At 69.8% G+C, this 24,206-nt stretch carries 27 protein-coding genes; 13 read left to right on the forward strand and 14 right to left on the reverse strand.

Annotated elements, in window-relative coordinates; genetic code table 11:
- The first annotated feature begins 46 nt into the window (after window positions 1–46).
- Complete coding sequence (locus tag ACT3UL_RS16565) at window positions 47–373, forward strand: DUF2277 domain-containing protein (protein WP_444579482.1); 327 nt, start codon at window positions 47–49, stop codon at window positions 371–373.
- 7 nt (window positions 374–380) lie between these two features.
- Here the strand turns inward: ACT3UL_RS16565 and ACT3UL_RS16570 are convergent, their stop codons facing one another.
- Window positions 381–1,145: an SDR family NAD(P)-dependent oxidoreductase gene (locus ACT3UL_RS16570; RefSeq protein WP_444579483.1), complete on the reverse strand. Its 765-nt coding sequence runs from the start codon at window positions 1,143–1,145 to the stop codon at window positions 381–383.
- Between the two features lie 144 nt (window positions 1,146–1,289).
- Here ACT3UL_RS16570 and ACT3UL_RS16575 point away from each other — a divergent pair, with 144 nt between their 5' ends.
- Window positions 1,290–1,817, forward strand: a complete 528-nt coding sequence (locus ACT3UL_RS16575) for a carbohydrate ABC transporter permease (protein WP_444579484.1) — start codon at window positions 1,290–1,292, stop codon at window positions 1,815–1,817.
- 33 nt (window positions 1,818–1,850) lie between these two features.
- Here ACT3UL_RS16575 and ACT3UL_RS16580 read toward each other — a convergent pair whose 3' ends face one another.
- Both ACT3UL_RS16580 and ACT3UL_RS16585 read right to left on the reverse strand, forming a co-directional pair.
- Complete coding sequence (locus ACT3UL_RS16580; protein ID WP_444579485.1) at window positions 1,851–2,408, reverse strand: PIN domain-containing protein; 558 nt, start codon at window positions 2,406–2,408, stop codon at window positions 1,851–1,853.
- Between the two features lie 8 nt (window positions 2,409–2,416).
- Window positions 2,417–2,908 (reverse strand): helix-turn-helix domain-containing protein, encoded by a 492-nt coding sequence (locus tag ACT3UL_RS16585; protein WP_444579486.1) that lies wholly within the window; start codon window positions 2,906–2,908, stop codon window positions 2,417–2,419.
- 369 nt (window positions 2,909–3,277) lie between these two features.
- On the opposite strand from ACT3UL_RS16585, the gene ACT3UL_RS16590 reads away from it, so the two are divergent.
- Together ACT3UL_RS16590 and ACT3UL_RS16595 are read left to right on the forward strand one after the other, a co-directional pair.
- Complete coding sequence (locus ACT3UL_RS16590) at window positions 3,278–4,243, forward strand: endonuclease/exonuclease/phosphatase family protein (RefSeq protein ID WP_444579487.1); 966 nt, start codon at window positions 3,278–3,280, stop codon at window positions 4,241–4,243.
- 106 nt (window positions 4,244–4,349) lie between these two features.
- Window positions 4,350–4,727, forward strand: a complete 378-nt coding sequence (locus ACT3UL_RS16595) for a PH domain-containing protein (protein WP_441463024.1) — start codon at window positions 4,350–4,352, stop codon at window positions 4,725–4,727.
- Between the two features lie 181 nt (window positions 4,728–4,908).
- Here ACT3UL_RS16595 and ACT3UL_RS16600 read toward each other — a convergent pair whose 3' ends face one another.
- On the reverse strand, window positions 4,909–5,397 hold the full coding sequence (locus ACT3UL_RS16600; protein WP_444579488.1) for a CvpA family protein: 489 nt from the start codon (window positions 5,395–5,397) through the stop codon (window positions 4,909–4,911).
- Window positions 5,398–5,475: 78 nt separating this feature from the next.
- A complete protein-coding gene (locus ACT3UL_RS16605; protein ID WP_444579489.1) occupies window positions 5,476–6,405 on the reverse strand; it encodes a helix-turn-helix domain-containing protein in 930 nt (309 codons plus the stop codon).
- A 223-nt stretch (window positions 6,406–6,628) separates the two neighbouring features.
- Between ACT3UL_RS16605 and ACT3UL_RS16610 the strand changes: the two genes are divergently transcribed.
- Complete coding sequence (locus ACT3UL_RS16610; protein ID WP_226850929.1) at window positions 6,629–6,835, forward strand: ferredoxin; 207 nt, start codon at window positions 6,629–6,631, stop codon at window positions 6,833–6,835.
- Between the two features lie 41 nt (window positions 6,836–6,876).
- Window positions 6,877–8,085, forward strand: coding sequence for a cytochrome P450 (locus ACT3UL_RS16615; protein ID WP_444579490.1), 1,209 nt, complete (start codon window positions 6,877–6,879; stop codon window positions 8,083–8,085).
- A gap of 112 nt (window positions 8,086–8,197) precedes the next feature.
- On the opposite strand, the gene ACT3UL_RS16620 is transcribed toward ACT3UL_RS16615, so the two are convergent.
- Window positions 8,198–9,751, reverse strand: a complete 1,554-nt coding sequence (locus tag ACT3UL_RS16620) for a carboxylesterase/lipase family protein (protein WP_444579491.1) — start codon at window positions 9,749–9,751, stop codon at window positions 8,198–8,200.
- Window positions 9,752–10,113: 362 nt separating this feature from the next.
- Between ACT3UL_RS16620 and ACT3UL_RS16625 the strand changes: the two genes are divergently transcribed.
- On the forward strand, window positions 10,114–11,868 hold the full coding sequence (locus ACT3UL_RS16625) for an SWIM zinc finger family protein (RefSeq protein ID WP_444579492.1): 1,755 nt from the start codon (window positions 10,114–10,116) through the stop codon (window positions 11,866–11,868).
- 95 nt (window positions 11,869–11,963) lie between these two features.
- Here the strand turns inward: ACT3UL_RS16625 and ACT3UL_RS16630 are convergent, their stop codons facing one another.
- The 4 genes from ACT3UL_RS16630 to ACT3UL_RS16645 form a co-directional block, all read right to left on the reverse strand.
- On the reverse strand, window positions 11,964–12,260 hold the full coding sequence (locus ACT3UL_RS16630; RefSeq protein WP_441463017.1) for a nucleotidyltransferase family protein: 297 nt from the start codon (window positions 12,258–12,260) through the stop codon (window positions 11,964–11,966).
- A 143-nt stretch (window positions 12,261–12,403) separates the two neighbouring features.
- Window positions 12,404–13,339, reverse strand: a complete 936-nt coding sequence (locus ACT3UL_RS16635; protein ID WP_444579493.1) for a ribokinase — start codon at window positions 13,337–13,339, stop codon at window positions 12,404–12,406.
- Window positions 13,336–13,551, reverse strand: a complete 216-nt coding sequence (locus ACT3UL_RS16640; RefSeq protein WP_193119183.1) for a hypothetical protein — start codon at window positions 13,549–13,551, stop codon at window positions 13,336–13,338. Before ACT3UL_RS16640 ends, ACT3UL_RS16635 begins: the two co-directional genes overlap by 4 nt.
- 173 nt (window positions 13,552–13,724) lie before the next feature.
- The gene (locus tag ACT3UL_RS16645) at window positions 13,725–14,729 is read right to left on the reverse strand and encodes an ArgP/LysG family DNA-binding transcriptional regulator (protein ID WP_444579494.1); all 1,005 of its coding nucleotides are present in this window, start codon (window positions 14,727–14,729) and stop codon (window positions 13,725–13,727) included.
- An 85-nt stretch (window positions 14,730–14,814) separates the two neighbouring features.
- On the opposite strand from ACT3UL_RS16645, the gene ACT3UL_RS16650 reads away from it, so the two are divergent.
- On the forward strand, window positions 14,815–15,417 hold the full coding sequence (locus ACT3UL_RS16650) for a LysE/ArgO family amino acid transporter (protein WP_444579495.1): 603 nt from the start codon (window positions 14,815–14,817) through the stop codon (window positions 15,415–15,417).
- A 158-nt stretch (window positions 15,418–15,575) separates the two neighbouring features.
- On the opposite strand, the gene ACT3UL_RS16655 is transcribed toward ACT3UL_RS16650, so the two are convergent.
- The gene (locus tag ACT3UL_RS16655; RefSeq protein WP_444579496.1) at window positions 15,576–17,312 is read right to left on the reverse strand and encodes a helicase; all 1,737 of its coding nucleotides are present in this window, start codon (window positions 17,310–17,312) and stop codon (window positions 15,576–15,578) included.
- Window positions 17,313–17,583: 271 nt separating this feature from the next.
- Here ACT3UL_RS16655 and ACT3UL_RS16660 point away from each other — a divergent pair, with 271 nt between their 5' ends.
- The 3 genes from ACT3UL_RS16660 to ACT3UL_RS16670 all read left to right on the forward strand — a co-directional run bounded on the left by ACT3UL_RS16660 (window position 17,584) and on the right by ACT3UL_RS16670 (window position 19,712).
- Entirely contained in the window at window positions 17,584–18,990 is a 1,407-nt protein-coding gene (locus tag ACT3UL_RS16660) for an FAD-binding oxidoreductase (protein ID WP_444579497.1), read from the forward strand.
- A gap of 78 nt (window positions 18,991–19,068) precedes the next feature.
- Window positions 19,069–19,332 carry a type II toxin-antitoxin system Phd/YefM family antitoxin gene (locus ACT3UL_RS16665; protein WP_193119479.1) on the forward strand — a complete coding sequence of 88 codons (264 nt, stop codon included), beginning with the start codon at window positions 19,069–19,071 and terminating at the stop codon, window positions 19,330–19,332.
- Window positions 19,329–19,712: a type II toxin-antitoxin system VapC family toxin gene (locus ACT3UL_RS16670; protein WP_193119478.1), complete on the forward strand. Its 384-nt coding sequence runs from the start codon at window positions 19,329–19,331 to the stop codon at window positions 19,710–19,712. Before ACT3UL_RS16665 ends, ACT3UL_RS16670 begins: the two co-directional genes overlap by 4 nt.
- A 27-nt stretch (window positions 19,713–19,739) precedes the next feature.
- On the opposite strand, the gene ACT3UL_RS16675 is transcribed toward ACT3UL_RS16670, so the two are convergent.
- From ACT3UL_RS16675 to ACT3UL_RS16685, 3 genes are all read right to left on the reverse strand, one after another.
- Window positions 19,740–21,632 carry a hypothetical protein gene (locus ACT3UL_RS16675; RefSeq protein ID WP_444579498.1) on the reverse strand — a complete coding sequence of 631 codons (1,893 nt, stop codon included), beginning with the start codon at window positions 21,630–21,632 and terminating at the stop codon, window positions 19,740–19,742.
- A 301-nt stretch (window positions 21,633–21,933) separates the two neighbouring features.
- Window positions 21,934–22,122: a type IV toxin-antitoxin system AbiEi family antitoxin gene (locus ACT3UL_RS16680; protein WP_444579502.1), complete on the reverse strand. Its 189-nt coding sequence runs from the start codon at window positions 22,120–22,122 to the stop codon at window positions 21,934–21,936.
- Window positions 22,077–22,955, reverse strand: a complete 879-nt coding sequence (locus tag ACT3UL_RS16685; RefSeq protein WP_444579499.1) for a hypothetical protein — start codon at window positions 22,953–22,955, stop codon at window positions 22,077–22,079. The genes ACT3UL_RS16680 and ACT3UL_RS16685 overlap by 46 nt, the downstream gene beginning before the upstream one ends.
- A gap of 268 nt (window positions 22,956–23,223) precedes the next feature.
- Between ACT3UL_RS16685 and ACT3UL_RS16690 the strand changes: the two genes are divergently transcribed.
- Together ACT3UL_RS16690 and ACT3UL_RS16695 are read left to right on the forward strand one after the other, a co-directional pair.
- On the forward strand, window positions 23,224–23,538 hold the full coding sequence (locus ACT3UL_RS16690; RefSeq protein WP_444579500.1) for a transposase: 315 nt from the start codon (window positions 23,224–23,226) through the stop codon (window positions 23,536–23,538).
- The coding region (locus ACT3UL_RS16695) for an IS3 family transposase (RefSeq protein WP_444579501.1) at window positions 23,538–24,206 on the forward strand (669 nt) is incomplete at its 3' end. The genes ACT3UL_RS16690 and ACT3UL_RS16695, both read left to right, overlap by 1 nt.

A 24,206-nucleotide genomic window follows, 5' to 3' on the forward strand; every position in this document is an offset into this window, starting at 1 on the left:
GTGGGGCCTCGGCCCTCCAGTACGGGGCCGACGGAACGACTCCTGCGTGGCAGCCCGTGCCGCTCCCGTCGGCCCGTGCCAGCCTTGTGGCAGGTGCCGGAACATCAGTCCGCTCCACAATGTCGCCCCGAAAGCGACTTCCCAGGAGGTGCATGACGCCGCGCTGCAGTACGTGCTGACAGTCAGCGGGATGCCGAAGCCGTCCCAGACGAACGCGGTGGTGTTCGAGGGCGCCGTCGCCGAAATCGCCCACGTCACCGAGCATCTGCTGGCGGATCTGGTGACCTCGGCTCCGCCGAAGGACCGCGAGGTGGAGCGGGAGACGGCGCGGGCACGGACCGCGAAGAGGCTCCCGGAGGCGACCGCCTCCTGAGGCTCGCTCAGCGCCCCCGCGCAGCCAGCTTGGCCATGAGCCCGGTGGGGGCGAAGCGCGCGGCGTTGTAGATCGCCTTGTAGCGCTTGCTCGGCACGGAGACGGCCCTGCCTCGGCTCACGTCCCGCAGCGACTCTTCGACGACCCGCGGGGCATCGAGCCACAGCCAGTCGGGGATGCCTTCCTCGCCCTTCGCGAGGCCCAGCCGCTCATGGAACTCGGTGTGGGTGTATCCGGGGCACACGGCCGTGACGGTGACTCCGCGGGGGCCGTAGTAGCTGTTCGCCCAGCGGGAGAACATCACCAGCCAGGCCTTGGAGGCGGCGTAGGTGGACCGTGGGGTGACAGCCGAGACCGAGGAGATGGTGAGGATCGCGCCGGAGCGCCGTGCCAGCATGCCGGGCAGCACGGCATGCATGAGCCGCATGGGCACCTCGTCGTGGAGCCGGAGGTGGCGCACCTCGTCCTCGATGTCGTTCTTCTCGAAAGCGAGCGGGAGGCCGAAGCCTGCGCTGTTGATCAGCGTGTCCACCGGTCGCGCAGTATCCATGAGGCGGTCGGTGACGGTGGTGATGCCGTCCATCGAGGACAGGTCCGCGCTCAGGACCTCGACATCCTCGGCCCCCGCGCGCTGGAGCAAAGCGACCAGAGCCTCGAGCCGGCCGCTGTCACGGGCCACGAGCACGAGGTGGTCGCCGCGGCGAGCGAGCTGGCGGGCGTATTCGGTGCCGAGGCCGGAGCTGGCGCCGGTGATCTGGGACGTCGTAGTCATGGCGCGAGTGTAGGGGCGCAGGTCGGGAGGGTGTGGAGAGCGTTGCCAAGTCTCCACCGGGCGGTCGATGGCCCTGCGTGCGAGACCGCGCTGCGTCAGGAGCCCGCGGCCGTCACGACCGTGACGTGCAAGGACTCCGCCAGCGTGTCGAGGAGCAACCGCCCATCCCCTTCGATCCTCATGATCCTCATGATCCCCAACCAGGCGTACCTGATCCCGCCGTACCAGATCGTCCAGAACCTGGGCTGGCTCGATACCGTGCCGGGCATCGTGGCGCCGACGATCTTCAGCGCCTTCGGCACGTTCCTCATGCGGCAGTTCTTCGTGAACCTTCCCGATGAGCTGGAGGAGGCGGCGCGGCTGGACGGCGCGAACCCCTTCCAGATCTTCTGGAAGGTGATGCTCCCGCTGGCCCGCCCGTCGATCAGCGCACTGGCGATCGTCACCGTGCTCGCCGCCTGGAACAACCTGCTGTGGCCGCTGGTGGTGACCAGCCGCGCGGAGCGCCGCACGCTCTCCGTCGGCATCGCGTCACTGAACGGGCAGTACGTCATCGACTACCCCGTGATGATGGCCGCCTCGCTCATGGCGATGGCCCCCCTCCTGATCCTGTTCATCCTCATGCAGCGCCGGGTGATCGAGGGGCTCGCGTTCTCGGGGCTCAAGGGGTGAGGGCGCACGCTCGCGGTGGGCGACGTTTTGCTGTCAGCCCTCCGTGACGTGCTGATGTAGCTCGTCGGCGAAGCCCGGCACTCCGGACCTCGCTAGCGACCCGAGGAGCTCGTCGATCGTTCGCGGAGGGCTCTTGAAGGAGGACAGCATGTGTTCGATGGCCGTGGTGACGTGTGCCGGGGCGAGATCGAGCTGGTTCAGGGGGAATGTGTCGGGATGGACGACCTCAACCTCCCACGGTGCGAGCGCTGGAGCAGGGAAGTCCTTGAGATTGAAGGTGACGATGGTGTGCACCTGTGCCCTGATCGCGCACGCGAGGACATGTCGATTCTTCGGATCGTTCGTGAGCAAGGGCTCGATGGCTGAGTAGTCGTCAACCTCGGCGAAGCGGAATGCTCTACGCATCATGCCGACGCGTTTCGCCGCAGACGCTGGTGGGACATGGAGCTTGTTCACCAGTGTCCGTTCGGTCTCACCGAGGATCGAAGCCGACCATCGAACTCCGAAGGCACCCGTCTCGGCGATACGCAGGATCGTGTCGCAGAGCGTGATCGGCACGAGAACGCACGCATCGAGGGTGACGGTGAACAACGCTCAGCTCAACGTGTCGAGGGTGTCGGGCCGTCCAGCAGGTCATAGAGACCGTCGGCTTGGCCATCGTGCTGCATCGTGTCCAAGGTGTCAGCACGGTCCTGTCGTAGCGATTCCTGGAACTCGATGACGTCCTCGAGGCGCACCCGACGGTGGCGGCCACGCATCTCGAACGGGAGCTCACCCTGCTCGAGAAGCTTCACGAAGGTGGGGCGCGAGATGTTGAGCAGGTCAGCGGCTTCCTGAGTGGTGAGCAGTCGCTGGTGGGGGACCACTGTGACCCCGTGGCCTTCGGCGAGGTGGCGAACGATCTGCTCGAAGGCGTCTGCGACGTCCGACGGCAGGTCGAGGCGATCGCCGGCAGCAGTGACGAGTGCAGGCTGCGCTGCCACGTCGGTCCCTCGTGCACGGAGCGCCGCGACGAGATCGACAAGCTGGCCATGCTCTTCGTCTCGGGGTACGTAGGTCTCGGGGGTACGGCGGTGGGCGGCGGCAGTCATCGGTCCTCCTGGAGCTCTGACCCCCATTTTATTCGAAATAACCGAAACGTCTAGCGGTGCTGCTCCGTCGGAATGCACCGTTCGACGGCGGAGAGCCACCGCTTCTCGAGTGGCTCCATGCGGACGCGGTCCGTGGCGTCCAGGACGTCGCGGGTGGGGAACATCCGAGCTCACGACCAGGGTTCTGTGGCAATGATGTGGAGGGTCGGTGCGAGAGGACGTTCCATCCGGCCTTCCCAGGTGAGGACGCCATACAGTGTGGCTTCGGCACGGGGGTGCCCGGCAGCGGGGAGCGTCTTCGCGTTCGTCGCGCCGCGCCCCAGGTGCCGCTCGGTTGCCGACGATCCGTCCGTTCGTGAGGAGCTCGCCATGTCTTCTGCCCCGCCGTCGGACGCGCCTTCGTCGGATGCCCTGCCCACGCCGGAGCCGGCCCGCCACCTCGTACGGCGCGGACGGATCGGGGTCGTCCTCGCGGTGGTGCTCGTCGCGCTGATCGTCTGCGGCTGGATCCCCGGAGTGGCGGGAACGATCGGTGCTGTCCTGCTTCCGTGGCTGGCGATCCCGCTCGTGCTCTGCCTGATCCTCGCGGTGTGGTCGGCTCGCCGCAGCATCGTCGTGCTCCTGGTGCCGACACTCCTCTGGGCCGCAGCGATGGTCCCCGCGATGCCGGGTGTCGGCTCCGATGCACAGGGCGACCCGATGGTCGTCGTCGCCCAGAACGTCAGGGCCGAATCCGGGACCGCCGCGGACTCCGCCCGGGCCGCGGTCGATGAGGGCGCGGGCGTCATCGCTCTCACGGAGCTCGATGCCGACAGCCGGGCGGCGGCGCAGTCGGTCCTCGACGCCGACTACCCCTACCGGTACGAGGTCGGGACCGAGGGGATCTGGAGCCGGTACCCGCTCGGTGCGGGCGAACCGCTCTCGCTGGGGCTGGGGTGGAAGCGCGCGGCGCGCGTGACCGTCCAGGCTCCTGCCGGGGACGTCTCCCTGTACCTGGTGCACGCGGCCTCCGTGCGTCTCGGCAAGCAGGAGGGGCGCGACGAGATGCTCTCGCAGGTCGCCGACGTGATCGCCGCGGATCGCTCGGAGCGGGTCCTGGTGGTCGGCGACTTCAACGCCGCCTCCACGGATCCCGCGCTGCGGCCGCTGCGCGCTGCCGCGGACTGGGTGCGTCCCACCGGCATCTCGCCGAGATTCACCTGGCCCGCGAGCGCTCCCGTCGCCCGGATCGACCACGTCTTCACCCGAGGTCTCGACGTCGCCTCCTCGACCTCGTTCCGGGCCGGGAGCAGCGACCATCTCGCGACGAGAACGGTGCTCGACACAGGGGCGTGAGGCACTATCCGGGTGTCAGTGCCCGCCGCTACTCTTCGCTGAGTGCAGGTCACAGACCCAGCGATCCCTGCTGAACAGGTCGTTCATCGAAGTCAAGGAGTCAGTTATGGACACGTCGGTTGCTGCGATCACCTCATGGACCTTCCTTGAGGAGTGCCCGATCCCAGAAGATGTCACGCCGCTGCTCGTCCCGGAGGAGCGCGCGATCGCGGCGTACAAGACGTTCCGCGATTCTGCCGTCTTCACGACGAAGAGGCTGATCGTCAGGGACGCCCAGGGGCTCCGGGGAAAGAAGGTGGAGATCTACTCCCTGCCGTACTCGGCGATCAACATGTGGTCCTCGGAGAACGCCGGCACCCTGGACCTGAATGCGGAGATCGAGCTCTGGACGCGAGCCGGCCATATCAAGATCAATGTCGGCAAGCACATCGATGTGCGTCGCCTCGACCTGCTGATCGCAAACGCAGTGCTGCGCTCCTCCTGAGCATTTCGAGCTGGGTATCGGGGGTACACGGGGCACTGCTGCACTACTTCACATCCCGGGAGGCGGCAGTGACACTCGGCGGTGTACGAGCACCTCGTGACGCACCACCATGGGATGTCCGGCAGCGGGAAATCAGCGCCGCACGACGGACCATGCACCGCTGCGAGTCACCCCGCAGGTGTCAGCGGAGCCGAGCGAGCACGCCGTCGAACAGCGCGGGCGTCACCTGGTCCACGAACTGCAGCACGCGGGAGGAGTCCACGGCGGTCGTGAGGGCGGGGAGGTCGGAGCCGGAGACGTCGGATCCGGTGACGACGCTCCCGGCCAGGAAGACCACGACCAGCCCGATCACGAGCCCGAGAGCGCCGCCGAGGAGGCGGTCGATGATCCCCAGGTGGAGGCGATCGGCCCCGCGCCGCACCGCGTGACCGATCCGGCCGCCGATGCCGCTGCCCACGACGAGCAGCGCGATGAGCGTGCCGATCACCGCCACGAGGCGCCACGGAGGATCGATGGCGTCGGAGACGAAGGGCATGGCCCATACGGCCGCGCACGCCCCGGCGGCGAGACCTGCCAGCGCTCCCAGGGTTGCGGCGAAACCCGACCTCAGGCCGGAGGCCGTGGTGCCCAGCAGGATCAGCGCGATCACCACGTCGACGATCCAGGCCATGATCCACCTCCCTCATCCATGCTCACATCATGCAGTGCGGGCATCCTGCCACGGCGAGCCTGGACGGCCGGTGGGCGGTCAGCCGGCGCCCTCGCCGCCGTCCGACGCGTCGTGGCGGACGCTCCGGGTCTCCGCGCGGAACTGCCGCGGCGGCCTCCCCATGAGCCGGCTGAACGTGCGGCCGAAGTTCGACAGGTCGTGGAAGCCGCTGCTCCGGGCGATGGCGGCGATCGGCTCGTCGGTCGCCTGGAGCAGGCTGAGGGCGTAGCGGATGCGCAGACGCGCGATGTATTCGCTCGAGGGGAGTCCGACGACCTTCGTGAAGCGGGAGGAGAAGTAGGTGCGCTCGAGCTGGGCGCGCTGCGCGAGCGAGGCCAGGGCGTGCGGCTCGCGGTAATGCCGGTCGAGCCAGTCGCGCACGGCGAGCACACGGTCGTCCGACGGGTGGGTCCGCGTGGTCGCCTTGATGAGCCCGCGGTCGATCACGGCGTGTGCGCAGGTGGCGAGCAGGGCGGTGCGCAGCGAGGACAGCAGGTCGGGGCTCCGCGGATGCTCCGTCTCCTGCACGAGCAGATCGAGCAGCGGTGCGATCGTGTCCGACGGTGCCAGTTCGACCTGTGCGAGGTCGGTGGTGACCACCTGCGGGGCCGAGGGCAGGGGGAGGAAGGCCGCCAGGGCCTCGTCGTGCGGGGGCTGCAGGTTCGGCAGCGGGTGGAGATCGGGGTCGAGGAAGACGTTCACGACCTCGAGCCCGTCGTCGTCGGTGACGAGGCTGTGGGTCTGCCCGGGTGCCGTGACCGAGACCGACGAGGAGACGATCTTCTGCGTCGTGGCCCCCATGAGGTGGTGCCCCTGCCCGGACAGCACGAAGGTCAGGAGCAGGACGTCGAGGTGATGGGGGTCGACGACGGGGTTGATGAACCGCGGATACCTCTCCGCGGAGACGCCGGCGAGCCGCAGCGTCGGGAAGCGGTCACGGAGTCGCACGGCGGGGTCGGGGCTCGGCATGTCGGCTGGTGCCTCGATTCGCGGTGACGGTGGCGATGACAGTGGTGCTGGTGTTGGTGTTGGTGTTGGTGCTGGTGCTGGCGGCGGGGCGATGGCAGCGGTGGTGGCGACGTGGGGATCGATGGAGCAACATCCTCAGCGAGATGCCCAAGATACTCCGTGTTCTGCGACCGTTGGCGGCATATCGTGGTTCCTCCGAGATACTCGGACGGGGAGGCAGGCCATGATGCAGATCGATGTCGACCGAGCAGTGTGCGTCGGGGCGGGGCAGTGCGCGCTCACCGCACCGGACGTCTTCGACCAGGACGACGACGGCCTCGTCGTGCTCCTGGATCCGAACGCGGCAGAGGATCCGGAGTCCGAGGGCGGCACCGCGGTGCGCGATGCCGAGGCCCTGTGTCCGTCCCGCGCCATCAGGGTCACGGGCTGACCCATGTCCCGGAGACACGGAGCGAGCCAGGAGACCCCACGATGACCGCGTGCCCCCTGGGTCATGGGGCGCGCGTGCTCCCCGCGGACTCGATGCCGACGCAGCCGTCGGCGCTGTTCGCGCGGTGGCGGGACGCCGACGCGCTCGTGCCGCTGGACTTCCGGGACGGGCATGAGGGCCTGCTCGTCACCCGGTACGACGAGGCGAAGGAGGTGCTGTCCGATCGGCGCTTCAGCCAGCAGCCCCAGCGCATGCCCCGCAGCGACGCCCAGCTCGACGACGGGTTCCCCGGCGGCCCGCTGGACGATGCCGGCGCGCTCGCCGTGGCCAGCACGAACATCCTCGGACTCGACGGTGAGGAGCACCGGCGGCTGCGTAAGGCTGTCACGGGACGCTTCTCCGTGCGGGCAGGGCGGACGCGCCGGCCGCGCATCGCGGAGATCGTGGCCGAGGAGCTGGAGAACCTGATCGCCGCCGGCCCCGTCGCGGATCTGCTCGAGCATTTCGCCGAGCCGATCTCGATCCGGGTCCACGCGCTCGTGCTCGGGGTGAGCGACGATCTGGTGGACCGCTACGCGCAGTGCTTCGTCCACGGCGCCCCGCCCCAGGACCGGCACGACCTGCTGCGGGAGGCGATCGAGGTGCGGCGAGCGGATCCGGGGGAGGACGTGATCAGCGACCTGCTCGCGAACGACGACCTCTCCGCCGCCGAGGTCGAGGGGCTGCTGCACATGCTGAGCATGTCCGGTCGGGACACGGTCGCCTTCATGATCTCGACCGGCACGGTCGCGCTCCTGGACAGTGCCGAGCAGTACCGGACCCTCGTCGCGGACCCCGATCTCGTGCCAGGGGCCGTCGAGGAGATCGTGCGCTTCTGCACGATGTTCCTCACCGTGTTCCCCCGCACCGCCACCGAGGACGTGGAGATCGCGGATCGCACCATCGCGGCCGGGACGACCGTCTCGGTCTCGACGGTCTCCGCGAACCGCGACGAGCGACGGTTCGAGGACCCGGACGCCTTCGACGTGCGTCGCGATGCTCGGGGGCACGTCGCCTTCGGGCACGGCCCGCACGGCTGCATCGGGCAGCAGGTCGCCCGGGTCGAGCTCGACGAAGCCTTCCGGGCCCTCGTCACGCGCCTTCCGGGCCTGCAGCTGGTCTCGACCGGGCAGCACGAACCCAGCCCGCTGGCGAATCCAGTCGCCACCTACGCGGCCAGACCGGTCCTGGTCACGGGGTGGGAGCGCTGAGAGCTCCCTGACGTCGCCGCCGGGTGCGAGTCGGAACTATTCGGCCTGGAAGCGCAGCAGTCTGATGCTCATGGGTGGTGAGCTCCCTCCCGTGCGTTGGCCGCAGGTCCCGTCACAGCAACGGTCGCACGCTCCGATACCCGTAGGCGACCTGCGAGGTCGGGGTGTCGAAGATCTGCGTCGAGCGTCCGGGCTCGGTGTACTGCTCCCATCCCGGATCGCCGCCGGCGATGAAGGCGACGGCTGCGGCGTGGACGTCGTCGGCGAGCTCCTGCGGAGGATTCGGGCCGGTGAGCGCATCCATGCCGATGGGCGAGCCCAGGCAGTCGAAGAAGAACGGCACGTCGAGGCAGTGCTGGGCGAAGCCGAACACCCCCGACGGCCACGAGAACCGGTACACCCAGGTCGGAGCCTCGCTGCGTGCTGCAGCTGAGACCCCGCGGTCCATGGCGGCCTGCGCAGCGTCGGCCGCGACGCGCTGGCCGTCCTGGCGGGCAGAGACCGTGCGCAGCAGCGCCGTGCGGAACATGCGGTCGGTGAGGAAGCGTCCGCCGATACGGGCGGTGCCGCGGGAGGCGACCTCGGCGTTCGCGGCGAGGTAGGGCTTCATCGTCTGCTTCGGCATCCCCAGCTTGCGCAGCAGGAACGACTTCGGGATCATGCGCATCTTTCTCGCGTTCTGGGCGAAGACCATCGAGAACTCGTCGTCGGTCGTGCCGAGCACCAGCGGTTTGTCGGCGCCGACGCCGGCGGCGAGCGACTCGTCCGTCGGCCGGAGGATGAGCTCGCCGTCGATGGTCGGGCCGAGCGGCAGGCCGTGCTCGAGCAGGCTCGGGAGCGTCGCCGGGGTCATCGCGGTCGCCTCCTTCTCCGCCTCATGGATCCGCTCCTCGCTGAGCGTGCTGAACCCGACGCGGGTCGGCTCGACGCCGAGGACTGCGGCGAGCTCCCGACCGAACGTCTCAATGCGCTCGTGTGTGACGTCCGTGGTCACACCCGAGATCGAGTAGACGCTGTGGAAGAGGTGCTGGGCCGCTTCCATGCCGAGCAGCGTCTGCACGGCGCCGCCGCCGGCGGACTGCCCGGCGAGGGTGACGCGGTCCGGGTCACCGCCGAACGCGATGATGTTCTCGCGCACCCACTCCAGCGCCAGCAGCCAGTCGCGCACCCCGCGGTTCGAGGGCGCATCCTCGATCCAGCCGAAGCCGTCGAACCCGAGCCGGTACGAGACGGTCACGACGACCACCCCGTCGCGGGTGAAGGCGCGGCCGTCGTACCAGGGGCTCGCCGCGGACCCGGAGACGAAGCCGCCGCCATGGATCCACACCAGCACCGGCAGCGCGGGGCTCTCCTCCCCGGCGTCGGGGGAGGGCGTGAACACGTTGAGGTTCAGGGTCGCGTCGCCCGGGATGCTCGGCTCGGGGATCAGCGTGATGCCGGGATCGCCGCGCTGCGGAGTGGGCCCGTGCTCGAGCGCGTCGAGCACCCCGGCCCATGGAGCCTTCGGCACCGGGGCGGCGAACCGCAGCTCGCCGACGGGCGCCTCGGCGAACGGGATGCCGAGGAACGCGGCGGACGCGCCCGCCGCGCCGGGCTCCCCTCGCCATGCGCCACGCACGCGGCCGGCTGCCACGTCGACCTCGACGAATGCCCCGTTGCCCGTCATGGATGCCTCCTGATGCTCTGGGTGGTCAGCGCGGCGGCGCGCAGGCGGCCGCGGGCTGGACGACTCCGGTCAGCGTAGGCGGGGAGGCTGGGCGAAGGCCTGAGCGCGCCGTGCACCACGCTCTGTCCGAGAACTCGTCCACCACGCCCTGTCCGAGAACCAGCAGGTGCGAGCCAGGTGTTGAGGGTGTCGAGGAGCTCTTCCGCAGCGGTTCCGCTCTCCTCGCAGCGGTTCGGTCTGGAACTGATGCTCGAGCGGGGGTGGTGCGCGGTGTCGGGCTGGTAGAACGCGATGTGCACCGCTGATCGCCCACGTCCTGGTCGGGGGGCTCCCTGGGCAGAGGGGTGCGTCAGACTTGCCGTATGCGGAAGTCGGAGATCTCTGTGGATGTGCTCAGCGACCGGGTGGGTGACGTCCTCTTCGAACGCGGCCGTCGCTACGCGGCCGACGGGCGAGTGCGCCTGCTCGGGCATACCACGAGGCATGTCGCTGCGGTCGTCACCGGATCCGAGGACTACGAGGTGGAGATCGAGCTGGCGGAGCGTGGATTCCTCGGTAGCTGCACCTGTCCCTTCGCGGAGGACTGGGACGTCTGCAAGCACATGGTCGCCGTGCTGCTGCGCTGGCTGGAGGTGGACTCCGAGGACACCCCAGATGTGTCCGGATCCAGTTCCCCGGAGCCCGAGGTGACCGTCGTCGGCTCCGCATCCGGGGAGGGCACACGAGACGTTGAGCCACGAGCAGGTGACGAGGAGGACGAGCTGCTTCGTGCCCATCTCGCGCAGCTGCCGGTGGGCAGGCTGGTGGGCGAGCTGCTGGCGGCAACTCGAGTGGATGCGATGCTCCGCGCGCGACTGCTCGTCGAGGCCGGGGCACCGGCGGCCACGGCGTTCGATGAGGCGCCGCTGAGATCGGCGCTGGTCGAAGCCTTCTCTGTCGAGGGTTTCGTGCACTACCGGGACGCCGGAGACTATTTCTGGGGCATCGGCGAGGTGCTCGACGAGGTCGGGGAACTCATCGAGGAAGGGTTCGCAGCCTCAGCCGCCCGGTTGACGCTGTTCGCTCTCGATCTGGTCGGCGAGTTCGGCCAGTGTGCTGATGACTCCGACGGCGGGCTCGTGATGGTTCTGCAGCAGATCGAGGAGATCCATCTGCGGGCGAGCAAGTCGGTGGCCCCTGATCCCGACGCTCTCGCCGCCACTCTCGTCGAGCAGGCGGTGGACAGCTGGACGGAAGTCTTCTTCGATGCCGCTTCGGAGTACGCCGAGATCCTGGGTGAAGGTGGCCTGCACACCTATCGAGACCTGCTGGCGGAGCGATGGAGAGGGCTGCCCGCTCGCGGTGAGCAGGAGGACGGCGGGCGGTTCGCGGTGCGGTACCTGCGGGAGCAGGTCGCCGAGGTGCTCGGCGGGACGGACCAGCTGATCGAGGTGCTCACGGAACACGCTGAGGTGTCCCATGACTACCTGCGCATCGCCGGACTTCTGCACCGGGAAGGTCGTGCGGACGCGGCGCTGGAATGGATCGACCGTGGTCTTGGGACGTGTGGCTCCGACGCGAGCCTGCTGGAGCTTGCTGCCAGCATCCATCGAGAGGCGGGCCGTGTGGATCTCGCGGGCGAGCTGCTGTGGAAGAACTTCACCGATGCACCCGGGACCTTCACGTACAGAAGCCTCAAGAGCGGCACCGGCGCAGACTTCACGCGCTGGCGTGACCGAGCGCTTTCCGTGCTCAAGGAGCTGGGCACGTGCTCTCGCGGAGGGGATTGCACTGCGCTGGTCTCCTCCCTGCTGTGGGAGGGGGATATCGACGGTGCGTGGGAGGCTGCGCAGGAGGGCGGATGCCGTTCGAGCCTGTGGCTCGAGCTGGCCCGTGCGCGTGCTCGGACGAATCCTTCAGACGCTCTCCCGCTCCTGATGCGAGAGGCGGAGCGCGCCGTCGACGGAGCGCAGCGCTCGGCGTACCGATGTGCCGCAGAGCTGCTGCACGAGGCCCGTGATGTCGCGCGGAGAGCCAGCGGACTCGAGCACTTCGACCGGCACGTCCGCGAGATGCGTGAGCGGAACCGGCGTCGCCCCGCCCTGCAGGACGAGTTCACCCGAGCAGGGTTGCCGTAGGGACGTTCTCTCGGTACTCCTGCAGCGATCGACCGGCGAGGAACTCCCGGATTCGACGGGCTGCGCGATGTGCATCCCAGATCAGGGCGGCTGCGTCAGGCTGCATAGATCTCGACCGCAGTCCGGGCGACGGACTCTGCGAAGTGCGGATTCTCGAGGCTGGTCGGGGAGATGAGGTCGACGGGGCGATCCAGGATGGATTCCAGGGACTCCTTCAGCCCGAAGTAGTCCTCGAAGGGGGAGGGCGACGACGCGGAGAACTCGACGAGGAAGTCGGCATCGCTGCGTGTTGGATCGAACGCGTCGGTCGTCATCGAGCCGAAGGCGACCAGACGGACCACGTGATGTCGACGGGCCAGATCGCCCATGGTGTCCCTGTCGATGGACAGCATCTACGCTCCTCCGGGTCGATAGCTCGTGAGCTGATCGTCTCACGTCCTTCTTCCGGCGACGAGACCGCGCAACCCTGCTCAGCTCTGGTTCAGGCAGAAGGCTCGCGACCAGAGCGCCTCGAGCAGTGCGCCCGCCCCGGGCATCACCCCGGCAGGACGTCCTCCTGCTGTGGGTACGACGGCTGCGCTCCGTGCCGGGTCACCGCGAAGGCGCCGACGCGCGCTGCGCGGCGGCAGGCGTCGGCTGCGCTCTCGCCGCGGGCGAGGCCCAGTGCCAGGGCGCCGACGAAGGCGTCTCCGGCGCCGGTCGTGTCCACGGCCTGCACCGTCGGGGAGCCGATCTCGGAGATCTCTGCGTCGGCGGCCAGGATCGCGCCGCGGGCGCCGCGCGTCATGACCACGGATCGGACGCCTGCCTCCCGCAGCCGGCGCACCGTGGCCACGTCGTCGTCGGGCGCGTCTGCACCGGTCAGCGCGGTCAGAGCGAGGCGTCCTTCGGACTCGTTGACGACGAGGGGGTCCACCCTGGCGAGGGTGCTCTCGGCGACGTCGATCACCGGAGCCAGGTTCAGCAGGAATCTCGTGCCGGTCTCGGCGCAGAGCTGCGCCAGCTGATCCACGGCGGCGGCCGGGATCTCTCCCTGGGAGACGACGAGATCGCTCTCCGACACCTCGGCCCGGAGCTTCTCGATGTCCTGCGGGGTCCAGGAGCCGTTCGCCCCCGCGATGATGACGATGCTGTTCTCGCCCGCCTCGTCGACGGTGACCACCGCGAGCCCGGTCTCCGTATCGGGGAGCTCGGTCGTGGCGGTCAGGTCCGCGCCGGCGCGGCGCAGCAGGTCGAGTGCGAGATCGGCGTCGGGCCCGCTGCCCGTGCGGCCCGCGAAGCGGACGTCGCCGCCCAGGCGGGCTGCCGCGCAGGCCTGGTTCGCGCCCTTGCCGCCCGGGGAGCGCCGTGAGCCGGTGCCGGCGATGGTCTCGCCCGGCTCCGGATGCCGGGGCACCCCGAGGACGAGGTCGACGTTCACGGATCCGATCACGAGGATCCGGCCCTCGCCGGTCCGGTTCTGCTCGGTCATCGGTGCGCTCCTCCGAGATATCGCTGCGGGTTGGTGGTGATGAGCTGCTGCGCCCGGTCGCGGTCCACACCGCGCGCGACGAGCAGTTCGAGGAAGACGGTGGGCACGAGGACGAATCCGCCACCGCCCATGCTGCTCCACATCTGCTTGAGGAACAGATCGTGGCTGAGCAGGATCTGGTCACCGTAGCCGAGGCGGATCAGATGGGCCACGGCATCGGCGGTATCGACGATCGCGGGCGGGCCCACTCCGTGGAGACGGTGTGCCCCGCGGAGAAGCCTTCGTGGACCACGACCGGCTCCCCGGGGATCAGGTCGTACTCCATGCTCAGGCCCGAACCCCGGTGAACCCGATCGATATCGCGGGGTCCGGGTCGAGCGATCGTTCAGGAGTGGCGTCGGCCGGGTGAAAGCGTGTCTGCTGGCCGGGGTTCTTCTCGGGACATCCGCTGCTCCACCTTGTCCGGGGCTCGCCTGTCGCCGTCGTCATCCTGTTCGAGCTCTCGGTGCGCCGTAGTGAGCACGGCCTCGGTGAGCGCCTCGAGCAGCGGCGAGGGAGTGCGCGCTACCTGCCAGAAGAGGGGAGTGGCCACCGGGTCGCCGCCGAGTGGGATCAGGGCTCCGCGACCGAGCAGGAGCTCCGCCTGCCGGGTGAACAGCATCGCCCAGCCGAGCCCCGCCTCGACGGCGGTGGCGAGCTCGTGGGTGGAGGGGACGAGGTGCCGCGGAGCGCTGGCCGGGGTCACGCCCTGTCCTCGCAGCCAGGTGGCCTGCAGATCGTCATGGGCGTCGTAGTCGATGCGCGGCGAGCGGGCGAGTACCTCGGGTCCGGGTGGGCCGGGCTGTGCGTCGGGCCCCGCCCATCGTCGATGCCAGGCGGGGGAGGCGACCGCGACATAGACCAAGCTTCCCAGAGGCATGGCGCGGAATCCCGGCGGGGCCGACGCCGCCGAGGTCACCGCCGCCATCGCCGCGCCCGTGGTGAGCAGGCGTGCGGTCTCGTCCTGGTCCTCCCGTTGCAGCTCGAGCTGGGCGTCGTGGTGCAGGCCGAAACGAGCGAGAGCGGGCATGAACCAGGTGGCCAGGGAGTCAGAGTTCACCGCGATCCCGATCCGAGGATGCTCGCCCTGGGCCTCCAGGCCCAGCTCCGCGCGCGCCTCCTGCTCGATGAGGGCGTGGGAGCGGGCGAAGCGAACCACCACCCGGCCGGGCTCGGTGAGGCGCACCGGCCGCGCGCGCACCAGCAGGCGCTGCCCCAGCTGCTGCTCGAGGAGCTTCAGGCGCTGGCTCACGGCCGACGGGGTCATGACCAGACGCCGTGCTGCCGCGTCGAGCGTCCCCTCCTCGGCGACGACGCGAAGGGTCTCGGCGAGAGCGGGATCGATCGGCATCCTTGCATGCTAGATGAAGCAGTGCTTCAGAAAGCTTACAAAGCTTTGCTGGTGCTTCATCTCTGAGCGATCTACCGTCGATCGAGTGACCACAGCGCTCCACGGCTTCCTCGCCGGCCTCACCCTCATCATCGCCATCGGCTCCCAGAACGTCTTCGTGCTCCGCCAGGGGCTGCGCCGCGAGCACGTGGGGCCGGTGGTGGCCGTGTGCATCGCCTCGGACGCGGTGCTCATCGGCGCTGGGGCCAGCGGGCTCGGCGCCCTGGTGCGCGCCGTGCCCGAGGTGGTCGTCGCCGCACGCTGGGCCGGGGTCGCTTTCCTTCTCGGGTATGCGGTCCTCGCCGCTCGGCGCGCCCTGCACGGCGGCGAGTCGCTCCAGGTCGACGGGACCGGCCGGGGGGCGAGCCTCGGCCCGGTTCTCGCGACGGCGCTCGCGCTGACCTGGCTGAACCCGCACGTCTACCTCGACACCGTGCTGCTGCTGGGCTCGATCGCCTCGACCCACGGCGGCGAGGCGCCCCTCTTCGCCGCCGGGGCGATCGCCGGGAGCGCGGTGTGGTTCACCGCCCTCGGCCTCGGGGCGCGGCACCTGGGCCGCCTGCTCTCCCGGCCCCGCTCCTGGCAGGTGCTCGACGCACTGGTGGCGCTGACCATGGTGATGGTGGCGGGGATGCTCGCGCTGGGGTGAGGGTGCAGCCGGGGCATGCCGCCGTGATGGTGACGACCGCCTGGTGCAGCCCAGCGGCGAACTCTTCGAGCCCTAGGGTCGTGCGCTCGTGCTCCCGGGAGTCAGGGCGGCAACGCAGTCACCACGCAGGGACATGAGGATCGCCGCGGTGCGTGGAGTCAGCCGCCGTCCGCGGTCAGGCTCGCCGCCGGCAGCCAGTCCGCCCCGAGCAGCTGGGCGACATCGGTGAGCCCCGCCGTGTCGCCGCCCACGGTGTCCGACGCTGCAGCGATCCGCTCCACCATCACCTTGCTGACCTGCTCCTCGACGGTGTTCTCGGCGTAGGCGATGTGCCAGGGGGAGACCTGCTGGTCGCGGTGGGTGCGGCCGGTGACCTGTCGGCCGGCGATGCCCGAGAAGCGGGCCTGGTGGAACACGCCCACCCGGGGCTCGGTGCACGCCTGGCGACCGCCTTCGAGGGTCTCGCCGGCGTGCAGGCTGATCGAGGCGACCGTCGTGAATACGCAGACCTTCGCCTGCCCGGTCTGGAACCGGAGCCGCTCGGCCTCGACGTCGAACCGGCCCTGGCCGTAGATCGTGGCGACCTCGAGACCGGAATCCCGCAGACGCTCGGCGATCGGGTCGGCGGCGGTCCCGACGAACTCGACCGAGCACGCCACCTGCCTCTCGGCCTCGACCTGCTGGGCGATCCACGCGACGGTGGAGTCGACGCGGATCAGCCCGGCCTTCTGCCGGAAGCGCAGCAGCGCCGCCCGGCCCTTGGCGGTGTTGTGGCCGCGCCGGGCGATGTCCATCTCGCGGCAGAACTCTCCCCATTCGGCCTCGTACGCGCTCCGCTCGGTCGGTGTGAGCGTCACCGGCATCCCGGAGATCGGCACCGGCCCCCACGGCGCCGCGCGGTGCAGCATTGCGGCGGGCTGGGCGTCCTCGAGCCAGCCGCGCACGAGGGTGAGATCCGCAGCGCGCCGCTGCGCGTCCGTGGTCCAGGTCGCGCCGTAGCGCCCACCTCGCTCCACGCCGACCCCGTGGCGTTCGAGCGCGGCGGTGAACGTGGCGGCGGGCTGGGTCGCCGTGATCCAGTCCTTCATCGGCTCGTCGTGCGCCTGCGCGTAGGCCGGAGCGAGATAGGGCAGCTCGAGCGGGGTGTGGCCGGGCGTCGCGGTCGTCGCGATGAGGAACGGGGCTGTGTCATGGGGCTGCTTGTGGCCCGCGATCTGCGACCAGAGCTTCCACCGCTTCGTCGTGGTCCGGCGCAGCGCGTGGGCCTCGTCCGCGATGATCACCTCCCACTCGTAGTCGGTGACCTTCTCCAGGCGGTCCCAGGTGATCACCACCCATTCCAGGCCGCTGTCGCCCAGCGCGGTGATGGTGCGGCACCAGTGTCCGATCGTGATCGCGGCGGGCCTGTCCGCGACCACGAGTACCCGCTTCGCACCGCGGAGGTCGCCCACCGCGCTCGCGCCGAGCACGGCGGAGATCGTCTTGCCCACGCCCGGTTCGTCGGCCAGCAGGAACTGCCGGCCACCGGCCGCGGCGCGCTGCGCGATCGCGTCGGCCGCCTCGTACTGGTTCTGGCGGGGCTCGAGATCCTCGGCCGGCTCGGGAGGGGGCGTCGGATCATCGGGGTTGAGCGTGTTCTCGAGGAACCGGCCCAGGGTGTGCGGGCCGGGTGCGTAGGGCGCGAGGTGCGCGGGCAGGGAACGGCCGACGTAGAGGTGCATCTTCACGCTGGGATGCCAGGCGGCGCCCTCGACCTGGGTCCCGTAGGGGACGTCGAGCACCCACAGCCGCTCGCCCGGGCCGGCGACCGGCAACGGCCGCTGCGACTGCCGCGAGCCTTTCCGGCGGGTGGACCCGCTGCGTCGGCGGGTACTGGATCGACGAGGGCTGGGCACCCCGCGACCTTACCGGTGTGCCCGATGCGTGCTGGGACGGCTCGCCCAGCGGGCATCTCACGCCCCTCGGCGATCCGATCGCCCTTCTTCTGCACCCCGGTGCTCTGGTGGGCCGCACCTCGCGGCTCGGCACGACCGACCGTGCGCGTTCGACGACCCCGGGGTGAGGGACCTTCTGCCGTTGTCCCGCGCGACCTGCGGGGCTACTGTCAGGAGCACGATCGGCGCGGCCGGCCGGCCGGCCCGCTCCTCGGCGCAGGGAGTTCACGCGATGGATATGACCGATAGTCACCCCGTTCCCGAGGCACGCGCCGCGCTGGAGCGGCTGCGCGAAGCGGTCGAGGGCAACTGCCTGGAGCCGGGCGATGGCGACTACGAGACGGCCCGCAAGGTCTGGAACGGAATGATCGACCGGTACCCGCTGGTGATCGTCCGGGCCACGTCGGTCGCGGACGTGGCCCCGGTGCTGGAAGCCGCGCGGGTGACCGGGCTGCCGCTCGCGGTGCGCGGCGGCGGCCACAACATCGCGGGCCTCGGCACGGTGGACGACGGGATCGTGCTCGACCTCGGAGAGTTGCGGGACGTGCACGTCGATCCGCAGACGCAGCGGGTGAGGGTGGCTCCCGGCGCGCGAGCGGCCGACGTCGACGCCGCGACCGCGCCATATCGCCTGGCTGTCCCGCTGGGCACGGTGTCCCGGCCCGGAATCGCCGGGCAGACGCTCGGCGGCGGTGTGGGCTGGCTGATCCGCCGGGCGGGCCTGGCCCTGGACAGGCTGGTCAGCGCCGAGGTGATCACCGCCGACGGGCAGCAGCTTGTCGCGAGCGCAACCGAGCACCCGGACCTCTTCTGGGGGCTGCGCGGAGGCGGAGGCAACTTCGGCGTGGTCACCGCCTTCACCTTCGAGGCGGTGCAACTGCCGGATCCGGTGCTCGGCGTGAGCCTGTACTACCGCAGGCCGTACTGGCGCCGCGCGCTCGCCGCCTTCGAGCTGTGGTCGAGGAACCTCCCCGACGAGCTCACCACGATCGTGACGTTCATGCCCGCCCCCGAGGCGGCCGGGACCGACGAGACCTGGCTGATCATCCGCGGGGTGTACGTGGGCGAGAACGAGCAGCAGGGCCAGGCCCTGCTGGACCGCCTGCGCCGGGCGGCACCGCCGGATGAGCAGACCGTGGGCCCGATCGACTGGGTCCGCTGGCAGAGTGCGGTGGATGACCTGTACCCCGACGGCTCCCGCGGCTTCTGGCGCAACATCGCGTTCAGCAGCATGGACGAGGACGCCCTGGACACGATCCTGGGGATCGCCGAGGCGATCCCGGGCCGCGGCACCGGCGTGGACATCCACCATCTCGGCGGCGCCTTCGCCCGCGTGCCCGAGGAGGCGACCGCCTTTCCCAACCGCACCGCCCGCTTCTGGATGACCATCTACGGCTTCTGGCAGGGGCAGGAGGAGGACGAACGCCTGACCGCCTACGCCCAGCAGGCCCGCGCCGCGATGCGGCAGCTCGGCGAGCACGGTGAGTACGTGAACTTCCGGGCCCGCGAGTACACCCGCCCGATCACCGACTTCACCCGCGCCATCTACGGGCAGGAGAAGTACCGCCGGCTCCAGGGCATCAAGCAGCGCTACGACCCGGGGAATCTGTTCCGCGAGAACTACAACGTGGCGCCGTAGGGGCGGGCGCACCTCGCCTGTGCACCGCCTCCACAATCGTTCTGTACTAGAACTAGTAGATGCGAGTACGGTGGTCCCATGGTCCACGTGACGCGCACCGAACTGAACCAGCAGACCGCCCGGGTCCTCGCACGCGTGCAGGCGGGCGAAGAGATCATCGTGACGGATCGCGGGCAGCCGATCGCACGCATCGCCCCGGTCGAGTCCGACAGGCGGGCACGGCGCCTGGCCGGAGGCACGCTGCAGCCCGCCTCGGAGTGCGGCGCCCCGGCGATCTCCACGCCGATCCGTGACTGGAGCACCGAGCAGATGATCGAGGACATGCGCGGGGAGCGGTCGTGATCTATCTGGACACCTCGGCGGCCTACAAGCTGCTCAGCCGCGAGCCCGGGGTGGTGGAGGTCGAGAGCCTCTTCGAGGACGGGGCGGCACTGCTCTCCTCCCGGCTCCTCGAGGTCGAACTCCATGCGACCGTCGATCGCCGCGGCGGCTCCCACGCGGACGTCGATGCGATCGTGGCCAGGATCGACCTCGATGCGGTCGACGGCGAGGTCATAGACCATGCCCTCTCGCTTCGTTCGGGTCTGCGTGCGATGGATGCCCTGCACCTGTCCACGGCGCTGCTGTACGGCGAGGCGATGACCGCTATCGCGACGTTCGACCGCGAGCTGGCGGAGGCGGCGCAGCAGTTCGGGCTGAAGGTCCTGCCCGGGCGGGGATAGGTCGTCGTGCTCCCGTGGCGACCGCTCCTATCGATCCGCCTCGTCGGCGTCCAGCACGTCGCGGGTCCGACGGATTCCCTGCCGTGCCGAGGCGGTCAGCAGCTCAGCATCGCCCAGGGCCACGCCGACGAAACAGCGAGGGAGGGCGGCGGCCCGCATCAGGGTGTCTGAGCGCTGGCTCGGGGAGCCGGCGATCTCGAAGGCGCGCAGCAGGTCGCCGGCCCGCAGCGGGGAAGGCGGATGCCCCACCAGGTCGTTGCCACGGCCGATGATCCACGCGAGGGTCCCGGCGGTGATCCGGGTGCTCGCCTTCCGTCGCAACGCCACGGGATCCAGCCGGGCAGCGCGTGCCAGGAGCCGACGGCAGGCGGTGAGGAACTCGTCCCCGATGACAGGACCGCCCAGCTCGAGGTGGCTCCCGGCGAGACGGTCGAGGCCGGCGACCAGGTGGGCGTCGATCTCGCGCAGTCGTGCGTGCAGATCCTCCGCGATTCCGTCCAGCACGAGCAGCTCGGCCGGCAACGGCGCGACCTCCAGGGTCTCCAGTTCCTCGTAGCCGCCCACCCGCATGGCGAGGTCCGCGCGGCGCACCTCGCGGGGATCACCGCTCTCCAGGGCGTACTCCACGTTCTCCTCAAGGCGACGTGCCCGTTTGCGGGGGTCCGCGCGCCGGGCCGGGAGCTCCGCCAGCAGCGGGGAGACCACCTCGAGGACAGCGAGGGTACGGTCCGGTGCGATGCCACTGCGGGTGTGCGCCCAGGTGATGAGGGCTGGGAGCACGGAGGGGACCTCGTCCATCGCGTCGTTCGAGAGCACGGGGTTGGTCGGCAGCATCTCCCCGGCAACCCATTCGCTCATCTCCGCGGTCCAGCCCAGCGGATCACCGGTCGCGCCCGACGCGACGAGGAACAGGAACATCGCCAGCTGCGCGGTCGCGTCGCCCTGATCGACGGCTCGCGCCTGTGGCGACGCGAGGAAGTCCTCGACGAGGTCGGTGCCGTCCTCGAGGATCCACGGCGGCGATCCGCCGTCGGGGTCGAATCCGGACTCGCCGTCACGCAGTTCCCGACCGTCGGCCAGCTCGTCCTCGGCGACGAGGCCGCGCTCCTCGGAGCCGATGATGTGCCCGCCACCGTCATATCCCGGGCCGCTGGCCGGCAGGAGACCACGGATGAACTCGACGAACGGCCGCAGCATCGGCCACTGCTCGCCGCCGCCCTCCGGGGATTCCGCACCTGCGGGTGTCGCACCCAGGGCCTGGGCAAGGCACGCGCCTGTCTGTTCGGGGGAGAGGACCTCCAGCACGTCATCCAGGGAATAGCCGTCCTCGCCCATGATGCGCCGGTAGTCGGCATGGATCTGCCGCAGGGGTGCGCCGACCACGAAGGCGTCCTTCACATACGGCAGCGGGTCCCGCGCGATGTACACGATGAGTACGGCACGCACCGCCTGCGGCAGCGCGATCTCGATCATCAGGTTGTCACCCGCGGTGTCGCTGAACACCGTCGAGCCGCCGACGGCCGCCTGGCCGATGCCCTGCACCTGCGGGGGCATCGGCTGCCGTCTCGTGGACAACGCGGTGAGCGCCCGCTGGCGGAGATCTTCCTGGGTGCTCACCGCTGCGACCATGTGGAGCAGGGCCGTGGTCTCGGCGACGTCGATCTCGATGAACGTCTGCAACAGATCGACACCCTCGGGCAGGCCGGCCGGCGGTGCCTTCTCCGACACCATCTCCACGATCGGAGCCGCGGTGACCCAGAACGCGGTGATGTCACGATCGCGCAGAGCGGGACGCAGGAGAGGGATCAGCGGATTGTCCTCGGAGGGCTCTGCAGGGGCGTGGGCGCGCCGCGCGCTGTGTCGAGCGCTCTCGTGCTGGTGCGGGCGGCGCGGACCGGGGGATCTCTGGCGTCGGCTCATCGGTCCATTCCATCAGGTGGCGTGCGGGAGGTCGAGCGGGGCGGATGCCGACGCCGCCTGCCGGCGGAGCGACAGGCAGGGCCGGGCCGTCTCACCCGCGTCAGGTCAGGACGACGCTGCGCCGAGGTTTGGACGGCGAGGCTCGCGCGGATCGGGTCGCTCCGCTGGTGAGCATGGATCACAAGATCGCGTGCGGCGGCGCCGACGACGAGGCCCTCGAGATCCAGTGCCCGGCACCTGGCAGCCAGCTCGGCGAGGACCTCTTCGGCAATGGGGACATCGGTGCGTCCAGTCAGGTCGATCATGTTCTGTCGCCGAAGAGATGCGTCCAGATCTCATCGATCCGTGGATCGTCCTCGAGCAGCAGGTCCGCCCTGAGCAACGGCTTGGGGGCGATCCCGTCCGCCCCGACAGGAGGCTTCTCCCAGAACGTGGGGCGGAGCCTTATCGGACCGTTGTCCGCTCGGCGGAGGCGGCCTCGGCGGATAATCTCCCGGCGGGCCGCGGGCCGCGGGCCTCGGGCGGAAGGTGGACCAGGGCCCCCGAGGGCCGGATCGGGGCGCCGAGGTGAGCGGCGGCCAGCTCCGAGCCGAGCAATGCACCGTCCGACAGTTGGGCGGGGATCAGGTCCGAGGGGTCTTTCCAGATGTCGCTGGTGAATCGCTCCTTAGGCCAGACGCGTGGTTGCAGCGTCGAGTGTGCAGCGACCCATTCGTCTTCGAGTGCGGCGGAGCGGAGCACCTGATTGCTTTCGTCGAGCATCGGTGGGTTGCGCTCCCGCAGTGCACGGATGACGCGATTGACAGTGCCGATCGATGCTCCGGACGAACCTGCCAGTTCGCGCTGCCGGGGCCGTCCTCCTTGCTCATCCGCCATGAGCAGCGCGAAGGTGACGGGGAGGCCCGCACGCGTGAACGGAGTTGCGGGAGGTGCCTTGCCTGCGCCGGTGTCGCGCTTGCCCGTGACGCCGATGACCATTCCGGGTGCGCACAGCGACGCGTTGCCTGTCGAATCCGCGTACCCTCCCCACCCTCGCCCAGCGAGTGATTCCGCCCGTCCGGTCGTGATGTGGCGGGTCAGGAGGATCGTTGTCTCGTCGTGGGGCAGGAGGGTGAGTTCGGCCGGGCTGACGATCGCGGTGCCTACTGCAGGGAACTCGTGCACTCCCGCTCCGGCGTCGACCGTCAGGATGCCGGAGGAAAGACGTCCCTCGAGGCTCATGCCGTGCCGCCAGCCGGGCTGGACGCCCAGCTCGTAGAGATGTTCGAGCACGCTATTGATGACGGCTGCCGTGGCACCCTCGACATGTTCATTCGGTTCCACGTGTTCAACATGCTGGAACACGCGAAAAAATTGAACATCCGTGTTGGATCGAGGGAGAGCCGTGCGCGGCAGGACCAGTTCGGAAAGCCGCCGCCCGAGTGGGTGCCGCCGGTCCGTGCAACCTCACCGCCGTCCGCCGGCGTCGGGCGTGCTCGTCACCCGTCGGCACGCAGCCCCACCCCAAACCCCACAGTCGGGTCTGGGCATACCCTCCTGATGTTGACGCCTGAGATAGCGGGTCGTGCTGGCCTGCGGGATGGTTGTCGTCATGAGCAAGCGGAAGAGGTATACGCCGGAGTACCGCCGAGAGGCAGCGGCTCTGGTGCTGGATACGGACCGGCCGATCGCGCATGTGGCCGAGGAGATCGACGTGGGCGCGCAGTTGCTGGGCGGCTGGGTCCAGCAAGAGCGTGATCGTCGGGGCCCGGCTCCGGGCCCGGAAGTGACGTTGGCGGCCGAGGAGCGGGAAGAGTTGAAGCGTCTGCGGCGGCGGGTCCATGAGCTGGAGACGGACAATGAGTTCCTGGGAAAAGCAGCCGCCTTCTTCGCGTCGAAGCCACCTCGACGGAACGGTTCGAGTTGATGGATACGGAGAAGGCGAACTTCGAGATCACCCGCATGGCCAGGTTGCTGGGCGTGACTCGTCAGGGCTATTACGCCTGGCAGCGCCGTCGCCAGCATGGCCCCGGGCCAAGGGTTCAGCGGCGGGAGGTAATCGACCAGGCCGTGCGTGAGCAGTTCCGGGCCTCCGATGACGTCTACGGGGCACCCCGGATCGCCCGTGAGCTCGCCGCCAGGGGCGTCGTGGTCGACCGTAAGACCGTCGCCGCGTCCATGCGACGTCAGGGACTGGAGGGCATCAGCCCGAGCATGTTCACTCCGGTGACAACGATCCAAGATCCCGCTGGCCGGGGCTTCGCGGATCACGCTCAGCGGCAGTGGGATCAGGGACGCCTCGATGCGATCTGGATCAGCGACATCACGTATCTGCCTACCGGCGAGGGCTGGCTCTACCTCGCCGCGGTCCGGGACGGGCACTCCCGGCGCGTTCTGGGCTGGGCGATGGACGAGCGTCAGGACGCCGGTCTCGTTGACCGGGCGCTGCGGATGGCGCACACCCTGCGCGGCGATGTCCCAGATGACCTTGTGTTTCACGCTGATCGCGGCACCCAGTACACGTCGAGAGCGCTGTTCGAGACCTGCGAGGAGCTGGGGATCCGCCAGTCCATGGGACGGACCGGGGTGTGCTGG

The organism is Brachybacterium sp. 107 (genome assembly GCF_052379725.1).
GTDB lineage: Bacteria > Actinomycetota > Actinomycetes > Actinomycetales > Dermabacteraceae > Brachybacterium.